This window comes from Actinopolymorpha rutila, assembly GCF_013407855.1.
Classification (GTDB): Bacteria; Actinomycetota; Actinomycetes; order Propionibacteriales; family Actinopolymorphaceae; genus Actinopolymorpha; species Actinopolymorpha rutila.
The window spans coordinates 2,582,973-2,602,533 of record NZ_JACBZH010000001.1; the positions used below are offsets into that span (position 1 = coordinate 2,582,973).

Genomic DNA, 19,561 nt, shown 5'->3' on the forward strand with positions numbered 1-19,561 from the left:
GCACGACCGGCCTGGAGACGAAGGGGGCGGCCGACCTCGATGGGTATTCTCAACCGCTTCGCGATGATCTTCCGCGCGAAGGCCAACAAGGCGATGGACCGCGCCGAAGACCCGCGCGAGACGCTCGACTACTCCTACACGAAGCAGCTGGAAATGCTCCAGAAGGTCCGGCGTGGTGTGGCTGACGTCGCGACCAGCCGCAAGCGGCTCGAGCTGCAGATGAACCAGCTCAACCAGCAGTCCAGCAAGCTCAAGGACCAGGCGCAGAAGGCGCTGTCGATGGGGCGTGAGGACCTCGCCCGCGAGGCGTTGACCCGGCGGTCCGGCGTCGAGCAGCAGATCGGCGACCTCAGCACGCAGCACGCAACGCTGCAGGGCGAGGAGGAGAAGCTCACCCTCGCGGCGCAGCGCCTGCAGACCAAGGTCGAGGCGTTCCGCACCAAGAAGGAGACCATCAAGGCCACCTACACGGCGGCCGAGGCGCAGACCCGGGTCGGCGAGGCGTTCACCGGCATCTCCGAGGAGATGGGCGACGTCAACCTCGCCGTTCAGCGGGCCGAGGACAAGACGGCCGAGCTGCAGGCCCGTTCCGGTGCGATCGACGAGCTGCTGGCCTCCGGCGCGCTGGACGACGTCACCGGCACCAGCAAGGACGACATCTCCCTGGAGCTGGAGCGCATGGCGTCGGGCAACGACGTCGAGAGCGAGCTGGCCGCGATGAAGGCCCAGCTCGGCGGGGGCTCGACACCGGCCCGGCAGATCGAAGGACAGGCAACTCCGGGCGAGCAGGCGTCGCCGTCCGCGACGCAGCAGTCCGCCCAGCCCGCACCGGACCAGCCACAAAGGCAAGGTGAGGGATCGTGATCGTCCGCATTCTCGGCGAGGGGCAGCTCCGGGTTCCCAACGAGCACCTCGACGCGCTGAACGAGCTCGACGCGCGACTCGAGGCCGCGGTCAACGCCGGGGACGAGGAAGGTTTCCGGGGAGCGCTGACCGCTCTCCTCGAGCAGGTACGCGCGGTGGGCACGAAGCTGCCGGACGACTCGCTGGAGGAGTCCGACCTCTTCCTCCCGCCGGAGGACGCCACGGTCGACGAGGTGAAGGAGCTTCTGGGGGAGGAAGGCCTCATCCCCGGATAGATCGGGTGGTCTCCACCAACCCGACCACAGCAGGTGACTGAACTCATCCGCCACACGCGCGAGCGCCGGGAACATTCTGGTGCTCGCGCGTCGTCGTATGGGTGACCCTTCAAGGAGCGGTGAAACACATGGCTCGCACACGATTCCAACCCGACCGGGGCCTCACGTCGCGGATGGTCCTGGTCATGTTCCTGCTCGGCCTGCTGTACGTCGCGGCCGTCGGCGGGCTCATCGCCGCCGGACTGAACTTCGCCTGGGTGATCATCATCGCCGGCGGGTTCCTGCTGGCGCAGTGGTTCTTCTCCGACAAGATCGCGCTCATGGCGATGGGCGCCCGCGAGGTGTCCCCTGACGAGGCGCCGGAGCTGCACGCGGTGATCGACCGGCTGTGCGCGCTTGCCGACATGCCCAAGCCGCGGGTGGCGATCGCCCCGACCGAGATGCCGAACGCGTTCGCCACCGGCCGCAACCCGAACAAGGCCGTGGTCTGCGTCACCACCGGCATCATGCGCCGGCTCGACCGGACCGAGCTGGAGGCCGTGCTCGCCCACGAGCTGTCGCACGTCGCGCACCGCGACGTCGCGGTGATGACGATCGCGTCGTTCCTCGGCGTGCTCGCCGGGCTGGTCGCGCGGTTCGGGATGTACTCCGGCATGGGCCGCGGCAGCCGGGACAACAACGCCGCGCTGGTGTTCGCGGTGGTCTGGCTGGCCAGCATCGCGGTCTACGTGATCAGCTTCCTGCTGACCCGGGCGCTGTCCCGCTACCGCGAGTTCGCCGCCGACCGGGCCGGTGCCTACCTCACCGGCCAGCCCTCGGCGCTGGCGTCCGCCCTCACCAAGATCTCCGGCGACATCTCCGCGATCCCGACGCGGGACCTGCGCAGGGCCCAGCCGGCCCAGGCGTTCTTCTTCGCCCCGGCCGCGGTGGGCAAGTCGCTGGGCAACCTGCTGTCCACCCACCCCTCGACCGAGCAGCGCCTGGCCCGGCTGGCGCAGGTGAGCGCCGAGCTCGGCAAGCCGATGCTGTAGAAGAAGTGACGCACCACGTGGGCGCCCGCACCTGAGGGGCGCCCACGGCCACGCTCCGAACTCCGCGGAACCGAAAGGCTGCAGGCATGAAGTTCCTCGACGCGATCCTCGGGCGTAGCCAGCCGAAGAGGCCCGACCTCGACCAGCTGTTCGGGCTTCCGCAGGCGGCACTGACGCTGCAGGCAGCTGCGGACTTCCGGCCCACCGGCGTGGGTTCGGTGTGCTACCGCGCCGCCGAGGGCGGGGCGTTCGCGACCACCCAGGCCGACATCCAGGAGCTGCTGGACGCCGACGAGGGGCCGAAGGTCGAGCGGGTCAACGACGACTACGGCTTCACCTGGCTGGTCGTACGCCACGATCCGGAGGACTCCTCCGGCCTGGTCACCGACCTGCACGCGGTCAACTCATCGCTGGAGGCGGCCGGGTTCGGCCCGTCCCTGTTGTGCTCGCTGGTCACGTTCGTCAACGGCGACGGCCGCCGGCTGGCGCTGGTCTACCTCTACAAGCGCGGCGCCTTCTACCCCTTCGCCCCGTTGTCCGGCGAACGCCGGGACAACGCGCTGGAGCTGCAGACCCGTGGGCTGGTGGCCAACGACCTGAAGATCGAGGAAGACCTGTCCCGCTGGTTCCCGGTGTGGGGCGCACCCGGCATGTGAGCCGGGCGCTTGTGAGTCCTCTGACCGCCCGCGGGCGGTCAGAGGAACGCGCCGGAGGGCAGGTACGGCGCGGGCGGGCGCAGGTGGCGCAGGCACAGGTAGCCCTCGGTCCGCAGGGACAGCCCAGCCGCCAGCGCCACGTCGACGGCCCACTCCTGGTCGGCGGTGAGGTAGTCGATACGTACGTCCGCACCTTCGGGTGACACCGCCAGCGCGGCCCACAGCAGCCGCTGGGCGATCTTGCGGTTGGTGGCGGCCAGCTGCACCGGCGACCCGGACGAGTCGACGAAGCAGTAGCCGCTCCCGGTGAACGTGTCCGACACCAGCAGGCCGTACTCCGCGCACAGGAACTCGTGGTCGACGCCGTGCGCGGCGCCGCGTACCCGCCGGTCCACCGAGTCGCAGAGGTCCTGGTCGCCGGGCCCGCCGGTGCGCACGCCGTCCACCACCGGCAGCGCCGAACGGTCGACCGTACCGGCGACCCGGATGGTGGGGTGCAGCGTGAAGCCGGCGAGTCGGTAGCGGCGGGCGGCTCGCGGGTCGGCGGTGGAGATGACGATGCCGCGCAGGCAACCCTGGCTGTAGCCGAGGGCGGCGTCCAGCAACGCCGTGCCGACGCCCGCACCCTGGGCCCGCGGGTGGACGAAGAAGGCCGACAGCCCCCACAGCTTCTCCCGGCGCAGCGACATCGCCACGCCGATCACCTCGCCGCTCCCGCCGTCGGTCTCGATCTCGGCCACCCAGCACCCCTCGGCGTCGTGTCGCAGGAGGTGCTTGGCGCGGCGTTCCCAGCGGCCGCTCCAGTCCGGTGCCGGTGGTCCGGACGGCGGGGCGGGCAGGGCGGCCGGCCTGGTGGCCGCACGGCTGCGCTGCAGCGCCTCGTGGGTCAGCGCGCGCGCCGCCCCGATGTCGTCGTCACGCATCGGCCTGATCAGCACGATGCGACCCTATTACGCGCGATTCGCCACCCCCGGTGGTCGGCGTTCGGGCGGACCACGAAGCACCCCGAAGCGCCCCGAAGCACCCCGAAGCACCCCGAAGCGGTGTGGGCCGCGCCGACCCGGAAGGATGGCGCCCGTGCGCGTGTTGATCGCTCCCGACAAGTTCGCCGGCACCCTCACCGCGGTCGAAGCCGCGCAGGCGATGGCCGCCGGCTGGCACGACCAGGCGCCGGACGACGAGGTGGTGACCGTCCCGATGTCGGACGGCGGGCCGGGCTTCGTCGACGTCCTGTCCGCCGCGCTGGGGGGCGAGCTGCTCGCGGTCACGGTCACCGGCCCACTGGGTGAGCCCACGCCGGCGACCGTCCTGCTGCACGAGAAGACCGCCTACATCGAGACGTCGCAGGCCTGCGGGCTGGACCTGGTTCCACCGGAGCGCCGGGACCCCGAACGCGCCACGACGTACGGCGTGGGCGAACTCGTCGCGGCGGCCCTGGAGTCGGGTGCCCGCCGACTCGTCCTCGGCCTCGGCGGTAGCGGTACCAACGACGCGGGCGCGGGCCTGCTCGCCGCCCTCGGTGCGACCGCGCAGCCGGCGGGCGCCCTGGCCTCCGGAGGTGCGGCCCTGGCCGAGGTGACGGACCTCGACCTGGAGCCCGCCCGGGCGCGGCTGGCCGGTGTCGAGGTCCTCGCCGCCAGCGACGTCGACAACCCCCTGCTGGGGCTGCGGGGCGCGACCAACGTTTTCGGCCCGCAGAAGGGCGTCGCGGAGGAACGCCGGATCCCCCTGGACGCGGCCCTGGAGCGTTTCGCCGACCAGGCCGACCGGTCGCTGGCCGACGCCAAGGGGGCCGGCGCCGCCGGTGGACTCGGCTACGCACTGTTGTTGCTCGGTGGCACCCGGGTGCCCGGCATCGAGACGATCTCGGCCGCCGTGGGGCTGCCGGACCGCGCGCGGGCGGCCGACCTGGTGCTCACGGGGGAGGGGTCCTTCGACTTCCAGTCCGCCAGCGGCAAGGTGGTCTCCGGCGTGGCGTCGGTGGCCGGTGAGGCGATCCGGCCGTGTGTCGTACTGGCCGGGCAGGTGCTGGTCGGGATCCGGGAAATGCGGACGATGGGCGTCGAATCCGCCTATTCGCTGGTCGATCTCGTGGGCCGCGAGCGGGCGCTCGGCGCGCCGCGGGACAGCCTGGTCGACCTGGCCCGGCGGGTGGCGCGAACCTGGTCGCGCTGAGCCCCGATGAGGTCCCGAGGAGCGTCGTACGGTCCGAACTATGCGACCATGGACCGGTGCATCGGAATGTACGGTGCCCCCACAGGCGTTGAGCCTGCGACATCTATCTCCGGGACAACCACGGGAGTCCGAAGGATGACCATTCAGGGCGACGTGACCCAGCAGGACCAGCAGGCCGACGGCGTGGTGCTCACCGACGCGGCCGCGTCGAAGGTCAAGAGCCTCCTCGAGCAGGAGGGTCGGGACGATCTTCGACTGCGACTCGCCGTGCAGCCCGGTGGCTGTTCGGGCCTGCGTTATCAGCTCTTCTTCGACGAGCGCGACCTGGACGGCGACACGGTCCGTGAGTTCGGCGGCGTCGGTGTGGTCGTCGACCGGATGAGCGTTCCCTACCTGCAGGGTGCGGTGATCGACTTCGTCGACACCATCGAGAAGCAGGGCTTCACCATCGACAACCCCAGCGCCACCAGCTCCTGCGCCTGCGGCGACTCCTTCCACTGAGTCGACCCGCGCGACCTGCCCCTGATGGCGGGTCGGCGTAGCAGAGGGCGAAGAAGCATCGACGGCCCCACCGGAGCGGACACTGCGTCCGCCCCGGCGGGGCCGCCGTCGTTGTGCGCCGGCCGCGCCGGGCTCCCGGTGGGTGGGCTCAGCGCTGCTCCGCCGGGCAGTCCTCCGCGTCCAGGAAGATCGGGTTGGTGAACGCCGCCATGCCCTCGAAGACGGTCGGCTGGGGGGAGGTGTGGCGTACCTCCACGCGGACGTACTTCGAGACCGCCGCGGTGGTGGCCCAGGTGATCCGACCGGCCTCGATCCCAGCCTCGACCTCGACCTCAGCTTGACCGTCGACCTCGGCTCGAGAGTCGCCGCTCGAGGCGAGGCCCGAACCCGTCCCGGTGGGCTTCGGCAGCGGAAGTTGGGCGAGGGTGCCCTCGTCGGAGACGAACCGGACGAACCCGCTCTGGACGCCGCGTACCGTCACCACGAGTTCCACCGGTACGTCGGACCCGACCGGCAGTCGCTCACCGATGCCGGCGGTCCGCCCGGCAGCGCTCGCCTCGAACGTCACCTCCACGGCGGCCGACTCCGCGACGTAACTGCGGCCCGCGCGCACGCCGGCGAGGATCGCGTCCCGGGTCAGGTCATCCGCCCACACCACCGTCTGGCCCAGGCCCACCGCATCGTCGTGGGCGTGGGTGTCGCTGCTGCCGACGGCCGGCAGCCAGCGTCCGCCGGCGCCGCTCGCGACCAGCGCCGCGTCCCACTGCCGCAGTGACACCTCGTCGTCGGGAGTCCACGGGCCGTTCCACACCTCCACCGCGTCCACGTCGGCGAAGCCGAACTTCCAGGCGCAGCCGACGTACGGGCAGAACGGATGCGCCGCGATCGCCAGTCCGCCGAACCCATGCAGCCTCCTGGTGACCCGGGGGAGCACGCCGTCGACGGCCCGGAACCGCCAGTCGATCCAGGTGCCCGCAGGCAGGCCCGCCACCACCAGGTGGCCGTTGCGGGTGGTGACCTCCTCGCCGTCGACAACGAGCAGGTCGTCCGGCACGTGGTGGCCCCAGATGCCGTGGGCCGAGGTCGTGTTGTGCTCGGTCGAGACGACGAAGTCCAGCCCGGCCGACCGCGCGGCGGCGACGAGTTCGGCCGGCTCCCGTACGCCGTCGGAGTGGACGGTGTGCGTGTGCAGGTCGCCGCGGTACCACGTCGGCCCGCGGCCGGTCGCCCGCAGCGGGGCGGGGTTCGGGACGAACGGCTGCCCGGGCTCGCCGGGACGCAGCGTCACCTCGACCCGGTAGGCGAGACCCTGCGGTGCGACGGTGTAGGGGCCGAGCGCGATGTGCCAGGTGCCGGGCCGGATCGGTCCCGGCAGGTAGCCGGGGGTGGCGTCGGAGGCGGAGATGACGAACGCGTCGCGTGCGCCGCCGGACCAGCCGCGGAAGCCGGCCGGGTGCTCGACGCGGTGCCCGCGCGGGTCGAAGACGCCGATGTCGAGGGAGTTGCCGGGTACGCCGGACGGTGTGGCGGGCCGGTCGTAGTCGTAGCGGACAGCGAGTTCGGCCACGCCGGGCGGAACGTCGACGGGCAGGTAGACCCAGTCGGGTGCACCGGGTTCCAGCCGGCCCTCGAGGATCTGGGTGAGGTCGTCCCGCCGGGTGGTGGCGGCTTCGGGCTCGGGAGGGGTGTCGGGGGAGAACGTCACGCCTTCGAGTATGGCCGCGCAGTCCTCGGCCTGTCCTGCGGATCATGGCCGGTTCGCGGGGCCCGGGGTTCAGGTGGGCGAGGAGGTACGCCGGCCGAAGCCCGCGATGAACCGGCCGATCCGGGTGGCCGGCACGGAGTCCGGCCGCGACGGCTGCGGATCGGCCGGGAGTTCCTCCGGTCCGGACGCCGACGCGACGCCACCGCGGCGGGCGTGCCGGCGGGCCAGCGTGAGGTAGTGCTCGGCCACCGCGGTCGGCGGCCCGCTGCGCAGCCGCCGGCTGCGTTCCAGCCAGACCTGCGCCTGCCGGGCCGCGGCCACCTCGTCGTGCGGGCGGCGGCGTTCCTCCAGCAACAGGCCGGTCAGCTCGGGGGCAACCAGGACCGCCGAGCCCAGGTGTTGCAGGCACCTGGCCTGGCCGGCGGTGTCGGCGAGCTGGCGGAACCCGGTGAGCGCCCGCTGCCAGCGAACGACCGCCGCCGGCGAGCGGCCCTGCATCCAGGCGGCGACGCCGCGGAGTTCGTGCGTGTACGCCAGGCCGCTCGGGTCGGCGCTGTCGGCGGCGCGGATCTCGGCCAGGTCCAGCCGGTCCAGCGCCCGGTCGGGCAGTCCCTGGCGCAGGTGGACCTCCGCCATCGTCAGCAGCGTCGTCACCTCACCGGACACGTCCCGGACCGGCAGAGCGGCCCAGCACAGGTAGAGCTCCTGCTCGGCGTCGCGCAGTCGTACGCCCGCGGCGGTCGGGTCGTCGGTGGCGGCGGCCAGTGCCAGCAGGTGCAGGGCGGTCTCGTGGTGCCGGCGCGCCTGCAGCGCGGAGGCGTACTTGCGGTTGCGGACCGGCAGCCGGGTGTACGCGGCGCGGGTGAGCTCGGTCTCGGCCTCTGTCAGCCGTCCCGCCTGGCGCAGTGCGGCGGCGTGCCGGATGTCTGAGAGCTGGGCGAGGTCGGGCCGGCGGGACTGTCGGAGTACGCGGACGAACTCCGCGGGCTGTCCTCCCGGGTCGCCGGGCCGGCCGGTTCGGGCGTGCCAGCGGTCCAGGGCGTCGGCGAGGGTGCAGAGGTCGTCGACCAGCCCGGCACCCAACCCGGCACCCGGACCTGTCCCCGGACCGGCCCCCGGACCGGCACCGAAACCGAAACTGCGGCCGAACCCCGCGCCGGATCCTGTCGCCGATGCCGCGTCGAACTCGGGCCCCTCGTCCCGTGGGGCCCCTGCCAGGAGTGCGTGCATCAGCGGCTCCGTCGTCTGGAACCAGCGGGCCGCCGCCGCGGCACCACGGGTGGAGTCCAGCGCGCGCATCCAGGTGCGGGCCGACGTGGCGTAGTGCCGGACGAGTGCCTGCCGGGCCACCGCCGCGCTCGCGGCACCCTCGGCGGAGCTTCCCGGTGCGCGGATCACCGCGCGGATCTCGTCCGGCAGGCGGTACCTCCCGGCCGCGGTCTCCCGGATGAGCCGGCGGTCGCGCAGCTCGGCGACCGGATCGGGTGACGGCTCGACCTGCCCGCCATGGACGGGGTCCTCGCCGCGTTCCAGGATCTGGATCAGGTCGTCCAGGCTGCCGCGTACCGCCTCGATGGCCTCCACGGTGAGCTCGGTGACGGAGAGTTCGGCCAGCGCGCCCAGCAGGAGCCTGCCGCGCCGGGACAGGCTGCCCCCGGTGCGTTCCAGGATCGCGGTCCAGACCGCCTCCATCCCGGGCCGACCGGTCCTGGCGTCGAGCGCGCGGAGCAGCTCGTCCGGCGTCCACGGCCCGCCCGGGCGGACGTACTCCCGGGCGAGGTCGTGTGCCGCCTTGGGCAGGCCGCCGCAGTGGGGGAGTACGCCGTCCAGCCAGCCACCGGGCGGGTCGTTCGGGCCGCCCGCGGCCACCCAGACCGCACGGAGGGCCTCGGTGCCCACGGGCGCCAGCGTCACCACTTCGTACGGCCGTACGACCGCTGCGCCGCCGTCGGGATCGGCATGCTCGGCGTGCTCGGCGTGCCCACCGGACCCGTCGGCCTGGTCCGGCGGACCGGGCTCGGACCCCTCGAACGGCTCGAACAGCTCGGCCAGCCCCGGCCGCCCGACCACGAGCAGCCGGGGTTCGCGCGGCCGCGCCGACAGCACCGGCGCCAGCCACTCCAGCTGTCCGATCGCGGTGAGGTTGTCCAGCACCAGCAGCACCCGGCGTTCGGCGAGTACGCCGTGCAGCCGGCGGGCCGCCTCCGGCAGGTCGGCGTCCGACGTCGGCCCGGTCAGCCCGAACGCCGGCAGCAGGTGGCTCGCCAGGGTCAGCGGGCTGTCCGGCTCCCACGCCCAGCCCCGCAGGTCGAACGGCGCGACCTGGCCGGCCCGGATGGTGCCGCTCTCGAGGAGCGCGTGCACGACGCCGGCGGCCACCGCCGAGGTGCCGGTGCCGGGCTCGCCGACGATCGCGGCGACACCATGCTCACGCAGTGCGCGGACCCCGTGCGCGACGGCGGCGTCCCGGTCGTCCAGCACAGGCCCGGCCCGGTGCCAGGCCGGCCTGATCGGCGTACCCGGAGCGACCAGTGCCGGCTCCCTGCCTCGGCCGGCGGCCTGGGCGCGCCGCCGCTCCAGCACCCGAAGCGCCACGGCGACCAGCACCACGCCGGCGAGCACCACCACCAGCCCGGCCCGCACCGCGCCGTTGAGGTCGGTGCCGAGGGGGCTGGAGTTCCACACGTCGGTGAGGACGTTCACCGCCACGCCGCTGAGCAGGGCCAGGGCGATCGCGCTGGTGCTGCGCAGGAGGAAGTGGAGCGGACCCGAACGCGGGCGGCGCAGCACCCACGGCTCCGGGCCGCCGAGGTCGGTGACGTCGGCGGGGGCGGCGCGTTCGGATTGCCGCACCGGTCCCGGCTGCTGGTAGCCGGGACCGGTCGGCGCACCGCCCGGGCGCCGGCCAGGCCCGCCGGACCCCGCGCCGGACCTGGCGCCGGACCTGGCGCCGGACCCAGCGCTGGTCACTGGGGTAGCGCTCGGCGGCCGGTGGTCGTCGACCGGCGGCGTACTCATCGCGGCACCCCGCTCACCGCGTACGAGCCACTCATCGCAGCACCCCGCCGGTCAGGCCGGGTACGACCCAGCGCCGCCAGGTCAGCAGCAGCAGGATCGACGGCACCGCCGCGGAGACGACCGCCGCCGCCGCGACCGGTCCGGTCGACGTGGCGAACTGCCGGGCCTCGCCCCACAACACCAGGGTGAGCGGGCTGGCGCCCGGGCCGCTGACCAGGAAGCTCACGATGAAGTCGTCCCACACCAGAACGAACTCCACCACCGCCACGGCCACCAGTGCCGGCCCGGTGGTACGCCAGACCCGGGTCGCCCCGGTGCGGTAGCCGGTCAGCCCGCCGAGTGCGTCGGCGTAGCGGCCCTCGTTGCCGGCGGACAGTGCCGCCCGCAGCAGCAGGATCGCGAACGGCAGCCCGGCCGCGGCGTGCATCAGGACCAGCGGCAGGCGGGAGCCGGACAGGCCGACCGCGGTGAACGCCTGGCGCAGCGGACCGACGTACATCTGCACCGGTAGCACCGCCAAGACGCTGAGGACGGCCAGGACGACGGTGAGCGCGCGACCCCGTACGACACCTGCGGCCAGCGCGTGCGCGGGCACCACCGCCACGCTCACCACGAGCAGCGCGGAGCCGGTGGCCACGCCGAGGGTTCCGAGCAGCGCCCCGGGCAGTCCGGCGTTCCACACCTCAGCCAGCGAGGCGAGGCTGAGCAGGTGGCGCGCGGGCTGCCACCAGCCGAGCATGCCCGCGTCGCCCGGAGCGCGGATCGCGGTCGCCAGGAGTACGAACAACGGGAACGCCCACAGCAGGCTGACCGCGATCCCGACGATGGCGCTCAGCCACGGGACGCGCCGCCGCCAGCCGGCCAGCAGTTGGCGCCGCCACCAGGGCGGAGGCGGCTGGGGCACGCCGTGCGGGATGCGCATCCCCTTGCGGGCGCCCAGCGCGGCGGCGGCCACCACGGCGAGCAGGACCAGCGCGATCGCGGCGGGTTCGCCCTGCTCGGTGGCCGACGTGGTGAGCCGCCACCAGCGCACCGACACCACGTCCACCTCGTCCTGCATCGGCACCGGTACCACGATCAGCACCAGGTCGAAGATCCGGGCGGCGGCGACGAGGAGGGTGAGAACGACGACCGCGGTGACCGGGCGGAGCATCCGCCACTGCAGCCGCCACACGCCGTCCAGCCGGCCAGTCGGTCCCTGCAGCCGGGCGCGGCGGATGAGTTCGGGCGGGATCGCCTCCAGCCCGGCCCGGAACAACGAGACCACGAAGCCGAGCCAGGTCCACGCGAACGCCGACACCAGCACCCACCAGACCCACCAGGGGCCGAGCCAGACCGGACTGCCGCCGAAGAGGTACGTCAGCAGGGCGGTGGCCGTGCCGCGTTCGGGCGCGGGGTCGAAGATGATCCGGAACGCCGCGCCGGAGGCCAGCGCGGACAGGCCGAACGGCAGCATGAGTACGTTGACGAAGGCCACCGACCAGCGGCCGAGCCGGCGGCTGAGCAGCGCGATCCAGAAGCCGACGAGCACCAGCCCCAGGGCCACCACCAGCCAGCCGATGGTGTTGAGGAACGCTCGCCGGGAGTCCCCGTCGGCGAACACCTGGGCGAGGTACCCGAGGTGCAGCCGGGGCGACCCGAACGCCGAGCCGGCGGTGAGGAGCGTCGGGACCACCAGCAACGCGACGAGGAGCGCGGCCGCCGCGACGAGCAGGGCGACGTACAACCCGGCGAATCCGCGACCGCCGGGTACGAGCGGGCCGGACATCGGCCGGCTGGTGACCTCCAGCCGCAGGCCCCGGTGACTGTGGATCACCATCAGCCGCCCCCGGTCCCGACGGCGGCGTCGGACGCCCGCTCGCGCTCCTCGGCCAGCCGCATCCGGGCGACGAACCGTTCGACGGCCGCGTCCACGGTCCGGCCCGCGCCGCCGTCACGCTCGGGCGCCACGTCGACGAGGAAGTCCTTCAGCGCTCGCCACATGCCCTCCCGGGACCCGACCGCGCCGAGCTGGTCGGACAGGTCGAAGTGGAAGGTGCCGGTGCGCAACTCGGCCGCGAGCGCGGCGGCCTGCGGGGAGTAGGACGTGGCGGGGGTGTCGTGGTCCGCGGCGATGAAGCCGCCCGTGCTCGCGATCCACGGCAGCGGGGCGCGCGGGTGGGCGAGCCGGCGGAGCAGGTCGACCGCCTCCGGACCGGCCGGCCGGGTGAGCACCATCACGTCGCCACCGGCGACGAGCGGGGCGGGCAGCTCCGGCGACATCCGCGGGAAGCGGAACACCCCGATCCGGCCCGGCCCGTTCTCGCTGTCGTCGGTGGCGAACCGGCGTACGTACGGCTCGGCGTAGTCGGCCACGACCACCATCGCCGCACGGTGGTAGCCGAACACCTCCAGCACCGCCTCGGGGAACTGCCGGACCAGCGACCCGGTCACACCACCGGCCAGCGTCCCGGCCGGGCCCCACAGGTCGGCCAGGCGGCGCAGGCACGTGCGCACGGGTGCGCTGCCCCACAGGGCGGGCCGGTGCGCGGGGTCGCCGGCCAGTCGCTCGTACGTCGACGGCGAGGTGCCGACCAGGACGTTCTCGAAGAAGTCGGTGAGGGACCACCCGTCGGCCACGCCGAGGGCGAGCGGGCACACGCCCGCCGACCGCAGGGTCTGGTTGAGCCGCAACCACTGGGCCCAGGTGCCCGGCGGTCGCAGGCGCAGGCGACGGAACAGGTCGCGGTCGTACCACACCGCCGACTTGTTCGACATCTTGAACGGCAGACCGTACGCCCGGCGGCGCTCGGCGTGCGGTCCGCCCGCGCGCGGGTCGGCGGCGAACAACAGCGACCGCCACACCGGCGCGTACCGCGCGGCGGACCCGGCGGACCCGGCGGGGGAGGCCGGCCACAAGTCGGTGGGGATCGGTGCCAGCGTGTCGAGGTGGCGGCGCAGCTCACCCGGCAGCGGCAGCATCACGAGGTCCAGCCGCCCCGCGCCGCGCGCCGACGGCGCGGTCCCGATGTCGTCCCCGAACGGCACCGGCGTCACGTCGTAGGTCATCGGCCCGAAGCCGGGCAGGTGGTTCAGCCCGGCCAGCACGCTGCGGAACGCCGCCAGCTCACCCGCGCTCCAGCTCACCGCGACGCGCACCGTGGGGCGCTCGCCGAGGACGGTGGACGCGCCGCATCCGGTCGCGGCGCCGGCCAGCGGGGCCAGGGCAGCCGCGCGCAGCAGAGTTCGCCGCGTCGGGACCGGCGACTCAGGCATGGCGGCTGCCGCTGCCGGTGTCCCGGGACTCGCCGCTGCCGACGCGCTCGCCGGCCCGCCCGGACGTCTCGCCGCCGCCCTCGCCGCCGCCCTCGCCGTCGCCCTCGCCGTCGCCCTCGCCGTGCGAGTCCCCGTCCTCGGTTCCGCCGTCCCCGTCTCTGTCCTCGCCTTCGCCCCGCTCGCGATCCGTCGCCCGCTCCGGCGAGTCGCCCGCCGGAGCACTCGCGGGCTGTACGCCAACCGGGTCGGGGTCGAGCAGTCTGGTGCGGGCCGGATCGGTGGTGAGCACCAGCCCGGCCACCTCGTCGAACAGCCCCCTCGGGCCGGGCACACCCGCCGGGTCCAGCCGCAGGCGTTCGAACTCCAGCGCCGCGTCCCACGTGGGCAGGTCGGGGGAGTCCTCCACCACCAGCGCGCACGGCCGCCAGCACAGCGCCAGCGCGAACCCGGCGAGCTGACGCTGGCCCACGGTGAGTTGTTCGGGGTAGCGGCCCAGCAACCGGCGCAGCCCGAGCCGGGTCGCGGTCTCCCGGGCCTGCGCGGCCGCCCGGCGGTGAGCCACCCGCACGGTGGGACAGCTCGCACGGGTGAGGTTCTGCAGCAGAGTCAGCCCGGGTTCAAGTCCGCCCGACGCCGGGACGTAGCGCACCCGGCACTGGTCGTCGTTGCCGGCCCGGTGCCGGCGGCGCCGGTGGTGGTCGTCGGGCTGCTCCAGGGCGTTCACGTCGTCGACGAGCACCCGACCGCCGGTCGGCGCGACCAGCCCGAGAACCACCTCGAGCAGGTCGCGCACCGACTCCTGGTCACGGACGACGGCCGCACGGACGGCACCGACGGGCACGGTCAGCGACCAGGACGCACACACGCCCTCGACGCTGAGATCGTCCAGTCGCAATCCGGCCATGCCGCTCCCCGTACCGACAGCCGACAGATAGCCCACCCGGCAGGCAGGTAGACCACCTTAGGTGATCATGCCCACACCGGTCCCTACCCGAAGATCACCGGAGTCAGGTCGGGGTCGGCGAGGTCGGCGTCCAGCGGGTGCACCGGCCGGACGACGTGCTGGTGGCCCAGCCGGAGCAGGTCCTGGTCGACGCCGCCTGGGGTCAGCGCCAGCACCCAGCCCTTGGCGGCCTGGTAGAGGTCGGGCTGGAGGTAGCCGATCTTCACCGCGGTCAGGTCGTGGTCGGCCGGCTCCAACCCGAGCGCCTGCAGGTGGGCGACGTAGTGGAACGGCTTGCGCCTGCTGGTGAGCACCGCGGACACGCCGCCGGAACACACCACCGCGATGTCGCCGCCCACCTGGTCGTCCCGGGTGACGTGGGTGACCTCGCCGCTCATCGCCACCGGCTCGCCGCCGCCGAAGACCCCGCCGACCTCGACGTCGACCCGCGCGCCGACACCGGCGTCCACGCAGGTGCGTACGGCGTCGGGGGCGACGCAGCTGGCCCAGATCGCGGTGCGCTCACCGGAGGCCAGCGCCGGGGTGGCCAGCAGGTGGCCGAGCAGCCAGGCGACGTCGTTGGACCCACCAGCGGTGGGGTTGTCACCGGAGTCGCTGACGAAGAAGGGCCGCCGGCCGGACTCGAACGCCTGCGCCACACACCAGTCGGCGGGTCCCGCCGGGGCGCAGAACTCGAAGTCGGCCCGGGCGTCCCACCAGGCCCGGGCGATCCGCTCCGCCTGGCCGCCGACCACGTCCTGATCGGTGCCGTACACGACGACGGTCGCCGCCGAGCGCGGCTCGTCCGCCCAGGCGTACCCCACCCACAGCGAGGCGTCCATGATGCCGTCCAGGCGTTCGGCCTCCTCGACCGAGGCGTAGACCGACCGCGCGGGCTCCACCCGGGTGCTGGTCTTCTCGCCCGGGAGCAGCACCGGCACCCGCACCCACGCGCGTACCGGCCGGATCTCCTCGACCAGGCACCGGACGAGGTTGCGTACGGCGCGCTCGCGGGTCTCGACGTAGTCCAGGTGCGGTGCCGTGCGGTAGGCCGTGAGCAGGTCGACGGTCTCCGCGAGGTCCTCCGACACCTGGCCGTGCAGGTCCATCGACGCCGAGATCACGCAGTCCGAACCCACCAGGGACCGGATCCGGTGCGCCAGCGCGGCCTCCGCGTCACGTCGTCCCTCGACCGCCATCGCGCCGTGGATGTCGAAGTAGAACCCGTGCAGCTCACCCTCGTCCAGCGTGGCCCGCAGCCGCTCCAGGATCTCCGCCTCGATCGTGTCGTACACCTCCGGCAGCACCTGACCGCCCGGCAGCGCGGACGCCTGCAGCAGCGGAACGAACTCCACCTCGGGGTGCTCCGGCAGCCGCCAGTCGGTCAGGAACGGGTAGCGGTCGGCGAGCTCCTCACCCCGGCCGACGCGGAAGTCGTCCAGGCCGGTGCGGTGGGTGGTGAACGTGCTCGACTCGGTGGACATGCCGGCGATGGCGATGCGGTAGGTCATGTCGGAGGTTCTACACCAGGGTGGGGACGGCCCGCGTTTCGGAGTACGGCGGTGAGTCCGGGGTCAGTCCAGGGCGTACACCCGGCGGGCGGTGCCGCCGAACACGTCCGCGCGTTCGGCCGGGGCCAGGTGCGCGGTCAGCTCCCGGGCGGCCGCCACCCAGTCGGCGTACGACGAGGCCAGCAGGCACACCGGCCAGTCCGAGCCGAACATCACCCGGTCCGGGCCGAACGCCTCCAGCACCACGTCGACGTAGGACCGCAGGGTGGCGACGTCCCAGGACGCCCAGTCGGCCTCGGTCACCAGCCCGGACAGCTTGCAGGTGACGTTGGGGTGAGCGGCGAGCCGGCGGATCAGCCCGGCCCACGGCTCGTCCCGGCCCGCGGCGATTTCCGGCTTGGAGCAGTGGTCGAGCACGAACGACGCCTCCGGCAGCGCCGCCACCGTCTCCACCGCCGCCGGCAACTGCACCGGCAACGTCAGCAGCTCATAACGCAGCCCGGCGCCCGCCACCGCCGCGAGACCACGCCGGACGTCGGGCCGGGACAGCCAGGCCGGGTCCTCCTCGCCCTGCACCCCGTGCCGGATGGCGCGCAGGTACCGTCCGCCCGGCGCGGCGGCCAGTTCGGCGAGGTCGTCGGCCACGGAGTCCGCGGTGAGATCGACCCAGCCGGTCACCGCGCCCACGAGGTCGCTGCCCTCGGCGAGGGCGAGGAAGTCCCGCGTCTCGTCGACGTCCGGCACCGTCTGCACCAGCACGGTCCGGGTCACCCCGGCCGCCTTCGCATGCGGCGCGAGGTCGGACAGGTGGAACGTCCGGTCGATCGGGGCCATCTCCGGCCCCGCGATCCACGGCTCCGGGCGGACGGACAGGTCCCAGACGTGGTGGTGGGCGTCCACGCCGCCAGGGTCGGCCGCCGCCCCGGCACCGCCGGGAGCGGCCGGGCCGGCGCCGGCGTCAGGCGCCATGCCGATTCACCCCCGCGTCGGCGAGGTCGTCCCACAACGCGTCTGGGACGTCGTACTCCATCATCGCGAGGTTCTCCTCCAGCTCGGCCACGCTCCGGGCGCCGGTGAGGACCGTGGCCACCGCCGGGTGCCACAGCGGGAACTGGATCGCCGCCGCCTTGAGGGGTACGCCGTGCCGCTCGCAGATCCCGGCCAGCTCCTGTGCCCGGGCGATCAGGTGCGCCGGCGCCTCCGCGTAGTTGTACGTCGCACCCGGCCGGGGGTCGGCCAGCAGGCCGGAGTTGTAGACACCACCGATCACGATCGAGGTGTCCCGCTCCAGGCAGGCCGGCAGCAGGTCCTCGGCGCCGGGCTGCTCCAGCAGCGTGTAGCGCCCGGCCAGCAGCACCGCGTCGACGTCGGTCTCGCGCACGAACCGGGTCGGGATGCGGGACTGGTTCATGCCCACGCCGATCGCCCGCACCACGCCCTGGTCGCGCAGCTCGCGGACCGCGGGGTAGGCGACCGTGAGGGCCTCCTCCTCGTGGTCGTCGGGGTCGTGGATGTAGAGGATGTCCACCCTGTCCAGGCCGAGGCGTTCCAGGCTCTCGGTCACCGACCGCAGGATGCCGTCCCGGGTGTAGTCGAACGTCGCCTCCGAAGGGGGTGCGTCGGCGTACCCGTTGGCGTTCGGCCCGCCGTCGCCGTCCGCGCCCTCTATGGGCACGATCAGCCGGCCGACCTTCGTGGACAGGACGTACCCGGAACGGCCGATCCCGGACAGCGCCGCGCCCACCCGGCGCTCGGCCGTCCCGTGGCCGTACAGCGGAGCGGTGTCGAGGTAGTCGAGGCCGGCGTCCAGCGCGGCCGTCACCACCGCGGCCGCGGTTTCGTCCGCGACGGAGGTGAACAACCCACCCAGGGGTGCGGTTCCCAGCCCCAGCCGGGTGACTTCCACGTCGCTCGTGCCCAGCCGGTGCCGCTGCGTGGCCCGCTTGCCCATGCTTCGCCTCGCTTCGCGTTGCTTCGCACACGGCAGGGGCGTGGCGTACGGTCCGACGGCCGCTCGCCGCGATCAGTCGACCGGCCCCGCCCGGCCACGTGGCAAGCTGACTCCGGATCCTAGTGGTCGTCTGACGGTTCGGGTGGCCGCGTGTGCGGCCGTCTCCGGTAGTCCCAAACCCACCCTCCGGACCGCCAAGTCTGAGCAGCCAAGCCCGAGAAACAGCCCCGAGAAGAAGCCCCGAAAAGCCAAGTCCCCAGAACATCCAGAACGAGGAGACCCGGTGGCGAAACTGGTCGCGGTCGACGTACACGACGTGCGGTTCCCGACTTCCCGGGAGCTGCACGGCTCCGACGCCATGAACCCCGACCCCGACTACTCCGCGGCGTACGTCGTCCTGCGCACCAGCGACGGACCCGACGGACACGGCTTCGCCTTCACCATCGGCCGGGGCAACGAGGTGCAGTGCGCGGCGATCCGGGCGCTCGCCCCGGCCCTCGTCGGCAGGGACGTGGAGGAGATCTGCGCCGACCTCGGCCGCGTCTACTTCGACCTCGTGGACGACTCGCAGTTCCGCTGGCTCGGTCCCGAGAAGGGGCTGATGCACATGGCCATCGGCGCAGTCGTCAACGCCGTCTGGGACCTCGCCGGCTGCCGCGCGGGCCTGCCGGTGTGGAAGCTGCTCGCCGAGATGACGCCGGAACAGATCGTCGGCCTGGTCGACTGGCGCTATCTCCGCGACGCGCTCACGCCGGAGGAGGCGCTCGACCTGCTCCGGGCGGCCGAACCCGGCCGCGCCGCCCGCGAGGAACGCCTGCGCGCACGTGGGCTCGCGGCGTACACCACCACGCCGGGCTGGCTCGGGTACGACGACGAGACCGTCGACCGGCTGTCCCGGCAGGCCGTCGCGGACGGGTTCGGCCAGATCAAGCTGAAGGTGGGCCGGGACGTCGACGACGACCGGCGCCGGCTCGGCGTGGCCCGCAGGGCGGTCGGCCCGGACGTCCGGATCGCCGTGGACGCCAACCAGTGCTGGGACGTCGCGGAGGCGGTGCGCTGGGTGGAGCGGCTGCGCGAGTTCGACCTGTGGTGGGTGGAGGAGCCGACCTCACCCGACGACGTGCTCGGCCACGCCGCGATCCGGCGCGAGGTCGCGCCGATCCGGGTGGCGACCGGCGAGCACGCCCAGAACCGCGTCATCGTCAAGCAACTGTTGCAGGCTGGTGCGATCGACGTCCTGCAGCCGGACGCTGCCCGGGTCGGCGGGGTGAACGAGAACGTCGCGATCCTGTTGCTGGCCGCGAAATTCGGCGTACCCGTGTGTCCGCACGCCGGAGGAGTCGGCCTGTGCGAACTCGTCCAGCACCTGGCGATGTTCGACGAGGTGGCCGTCGCCGGGCACCGGCCCGACCGGGTGGTGGAGTACGTCGACCACCTGCACGAGCACTTCGCCGACCCGGTGCGGATCGTGGAAGGCGCCTATGTCGCGCCGACCGCGCCCGGCATGTCGGCGGAGCTCCGCCCGGAGACGCTCGCCGACTACCGCTACCCGGACGGTCCGGTGTGGGCGGGCTCGCCGACACCCGCGGGCACCGTGGGCGACGAGGGCGGCAGCGGGCCCTGGCCCGCCGGCGTCGCGGTCGGCGGCTGAGCGTCCGGAAGCGAACGGCTCTCGC

General features: G+C 73.6%; 16 protein-coding genes. 7 read left to right on the forward strand and 9 right to left on the reverse strand.

The annotated features are described in order from the left end of the window. Positions 1 to 39 precede the first annotated feature (39 nt). The 4 genes from F4554_RS11570 to pspAB all read left to right on the forward strand — a co-directional run bounded on the left by F4554_RS11570 (position 40) and on the right by pspAB (position 2,826). Positions 40 to 864: a PspA/IM30 family protein gene (locus F4554_RS11570; RefSeq protein WP_179787386.1), complete on the forward strand. Its 825-nt coding sequence runs from the start codon at positions 40 to 42 to the stop codon at positions 862 to 864. Beyond that, positions 861 to 1,139, forward strand: coding sequence for a PspA-associated protein PspAA (gene pspAA, locus F4554_RS11575; protein ID WP_179787387.1), 279 nt, complete (start codon positions 861 to 863; stop codon positions 1,137 to 1,139). Before F4554_RS11570 ends, pspAA begins: the two co-directional genes overlap by 4 nt. A 128-nt stretch (positions 1,140 to 1,267) precedes the next feature. After that, positions 1,268 to 2,170: a zinc metalloprotease HtpX gene (gene htpX / locus F4554_RS11580; protein WP_179787388.1), complete on the forward strand. Its 903-nt coding sequence runs from the start codon at positions 1,268 to 1,270 to the stop codon at positions 2,168 to 2,170. 86 nt (positions 2,171 to 2,256) lie between these two features. Then, positions 2,257 to 2,826, forward strand: a complete 570-nt coding sequence (gene pspAB / locus F4554_RS11585; RefSeq protein ID WP_179787389.1) for a PspA-associated protein PspAB — start codon at positions 2,257 to 2,259, stop codon at positions 2,824 to 2,826. Between the two features lie 38 nt (positions 2,827 to 2,864). On the opposite strand, the gene F4554_RS11590 is transcribed toward pspAB, so the two are convergent. After that, complete coding sequence (locus F4554_RS11590; protein WP_179787390.1) at positions 2,865 to 3,764, reverse strand: GNAT family N-acetyltransferase; 900 nt, start codon at positions 3,762 to 3,764, stop codon at positions 2,865 to 2,867. Positions 3,765 to 3,894: 130 nt separating this feature from the next. Between F4554_RS11590 and F4554_RS11595 the strand changes: the two genes are divergently transcribed. Beyond that, the gene (locus F4554_RS11595) at positions 3,895 to 5,001 is read left to right on the forward strand and encodes a glycerate kinase family protein (RefSeq protein WP_202889254.1); all 1,107 of its coding nucleotides are present in this window, start codon (positions 3,895 to 3,897) and stop codon (positions 4,999 to 5,001) included. 135 nt (positions 5,002 to 5,136) lie between these two features. Next, entirely contained in the window at positions 5,137 to 5,502 is a 366-nt protein-coding gene (locus tag F4554_RS11600; RefSeq protein WP_092655922.1) for a HesB/IscA family protein, read from the forward strand. A gap of 148 nt (positions 5,503 to 5,650) precedes the next feature. On the opposite strand, the gene F4554_RS11605 is transcribed toward F4554_RS11600, so the two are convergent. From F4554_RS11605 to F4554_RS11640, 8 genes are all read right to left on the reverse strand, one after another. Next, complete coding sequence (locus F4554_RS11605) at positions 5,651 to 7,207, reverse strand: CehA/McbA family metallohydrolase (RefSeq protein WP_179787392.1); 1,557 nt, start codon at positions 7,205 to 7,207, stop codon at positions 5,651 to 5,653. Positions 7,208 to 7,276: 69 nt separating this feature from the next. Next, positions 7,277 to 10,225: an ATP-binding protein gene (locus F4554_RS32995; RefSeq protein ID WP_179787393.1), complete on the reverse strand. Its 2,949-nt coding sequence runs from the start codon at positions 10,223 to 10,225 to the stop codon at positions 7,277 to 7,279. A 31-nt stretch (positions 10,226 to 10,256) separates the two neighbouring features. Next, positions 10,257 to 12,044, reverse strand: coding sequence for a sugar ABC transporter permease (locus F4554_RS11615; RefSeq protein ID WP_179787394.1), 1,788 nt, complete (start codon positions 12,042 to 12,044; stop codon positions 10,257 to 10,259). Next, complete coding sequence (locus tag F4554_RS11620; protein ID WP_179787395.1) at positions 12,044 to 13,480, reverse strand: extracellular solute-binding protein; 1,437 nt, start codon at positions 13,478 to 13,480, stop codon at positions 12,044 to 12,046. Before F4554_RS11620 ends, F4554_RS11615 begins: the two co-directional genes overlap by 1 nt. Next, positions 13,473 to 14,384, reverse strand: a complete 912-nt coding sequence (locus tag F4554_RS11625) for an ATP-binding cassette domain-containing protein (RefSeq protein WP_179787396.1) — start codon at positions 14,382 to 14,384, stop codon at positions 13,473 to 13,475. Before F4554_RS11625 ends, F4554_RS11620 begins: the two co-directional genes overlap by 8 nt. 83 nt (positions 14,385 to 14,467) lie before the next feature. After that, on the reverse strand, positions 14,468 to 15,934 hold the full coding sequence (locus F4554_RS11630; protein ID WP_179787397.1) for a M81 family metallopeptidase: 1,467 nt from the start codon (positions 15,932 to 15,934) through the stop codon (positions 14,468 to 14,470). A 63-nt stretch (positions 15,935 to 15,997) separates the two neighbouring features. Then, complete coding sequence (locus F4554_RS11635; RefSeq protein WP_179787398.1) at positions 15,998 to 16,903, reverse strand: amidohydrolase family protein; 906 nt, start codon at positions 16,901 to 16,903, stop codon at positions 15,998 to 16,000. Then, positions 16,893 to 17,885 (reverse strand): aldo/keto reductase, encoded by a 993-nt coding sequence (locus tag F4554_RS11640; RefSeq protein ID WP_179787399.1) that lies wholly within the window; start codon positions 17,883 to 17,885, stop codon positions 16,893 to 16,895. The genes F4554_RS11635 and F4554_RS11640 overlap by 11 nt, the downstream gene beginning before the upstream one ends. A 283-nt stretch (positions 17,886 to 18,168) precedes the next feature. Here F4554_RS11640 and F4554_RS11645 point away from each other — a divergent pair, with 283 nt between their 5' ends. Further along, positions 18,169 to 19,536, forward strand: a complete 1,368-nt coding sequence (locus F4554_RS11645) for an enolase C-terminal domain-like protein (RefSeq protein ID WP_179787400.1) — start codon at positions 18,169 to 18,171, stop codon at positions 19,534 to 19,536. Positions 19,537 to 19,561 lie beyond the last annotated feature (25 nt).

Excerpts from the sequence above, each read along its gene's own strand:
- F4554_RS11570 (WP_179787386.1), top strand. The coding sequence starts at position 40 with ATGGGTATTCTCAACCGCTTCGCGATGATCTTCCGCGCGAAGGCCAAC.
- htpX (WP_179787388.1), top strand. The coding sequence starts at position 1,268 with ATGGCTCGCACACGATTCCAACCCGACCGGGGCCTCACGTCGCGGATG.
- pspAB (WP_179787389.1), top strand. The coding sequence starts at position 2,257 with ATGAAGTTCCTCGACGCGATCCTCGGGCGTAGCCAGCCGAAGAGGCCC.
- F4554_RS11595 (WP_202889254.1), top strand. The coding sequence starts at position 3,895 with ATGGCGCCCGTGCGCGTGTTGATCGCTCCCGACAAGTTCGCCGGCACC.
- F4554_RS11600 (WP_092655922.1), top strand. The coding sequence starts at position 5,137 with ATGACCATTCAGGGCGACGTGACCCAGCAGGACCAGCAGGCCGACGGC.
- F4554_RS32995 (WP_179787393.1), bottom strand. The coding sequence starts at position 10,225 with ATGAGTACGCCGCCGGTCGACGACCACCGGCCGCCGAGCGCTACCCCA.
- F4554_RS11615 (WP_179787394.1), bottom strand. The coding sequence starts at position 12,044 with ATGGTGATCCACAGTCACCGGGGCCTGCGGCTGGAGGTCACCAGCCGG.
- F4554_RS11620 (WP_179787395.1), bottom strand. The coding sequence starts at position 13,480 with ATGCCTGAGTCGCCGGTCCCGACGCGGCGAACTCTGCTGCGCGCGGCT.
- F4554_RS11625 (WP_179787396.1), bottom strand. The coding sequence starts at position 14,384 with ATGGCCGGATTGCGACTGGACGATCTCAGCGTCGAGGGCGTGTGTGCG.
- F4554_RS11630 (WP_179787397.1), bottom strand. The coding sequence starts at position 15,934 with ATGACCTACCGCATCGCCATCGCCGGCATGTCCACCGAGTCGAGCACG.
- F4554_RS11635 (WP_179787398.1), bottom strand. The coding sequence starts at position 16,903 with ATGGCGCCTGACGCCGGCGCCGGCCCGGCCGCTCCCGGCGGTGCCGGG.
- F4554_RS11640 (WP_179787399.1), bottom strand. The coding sequence starts at position 17,885 with ATGGGCAAGCGGGCCACGCAGCGGCACCGGCTGGGCACGAGCGACGTG.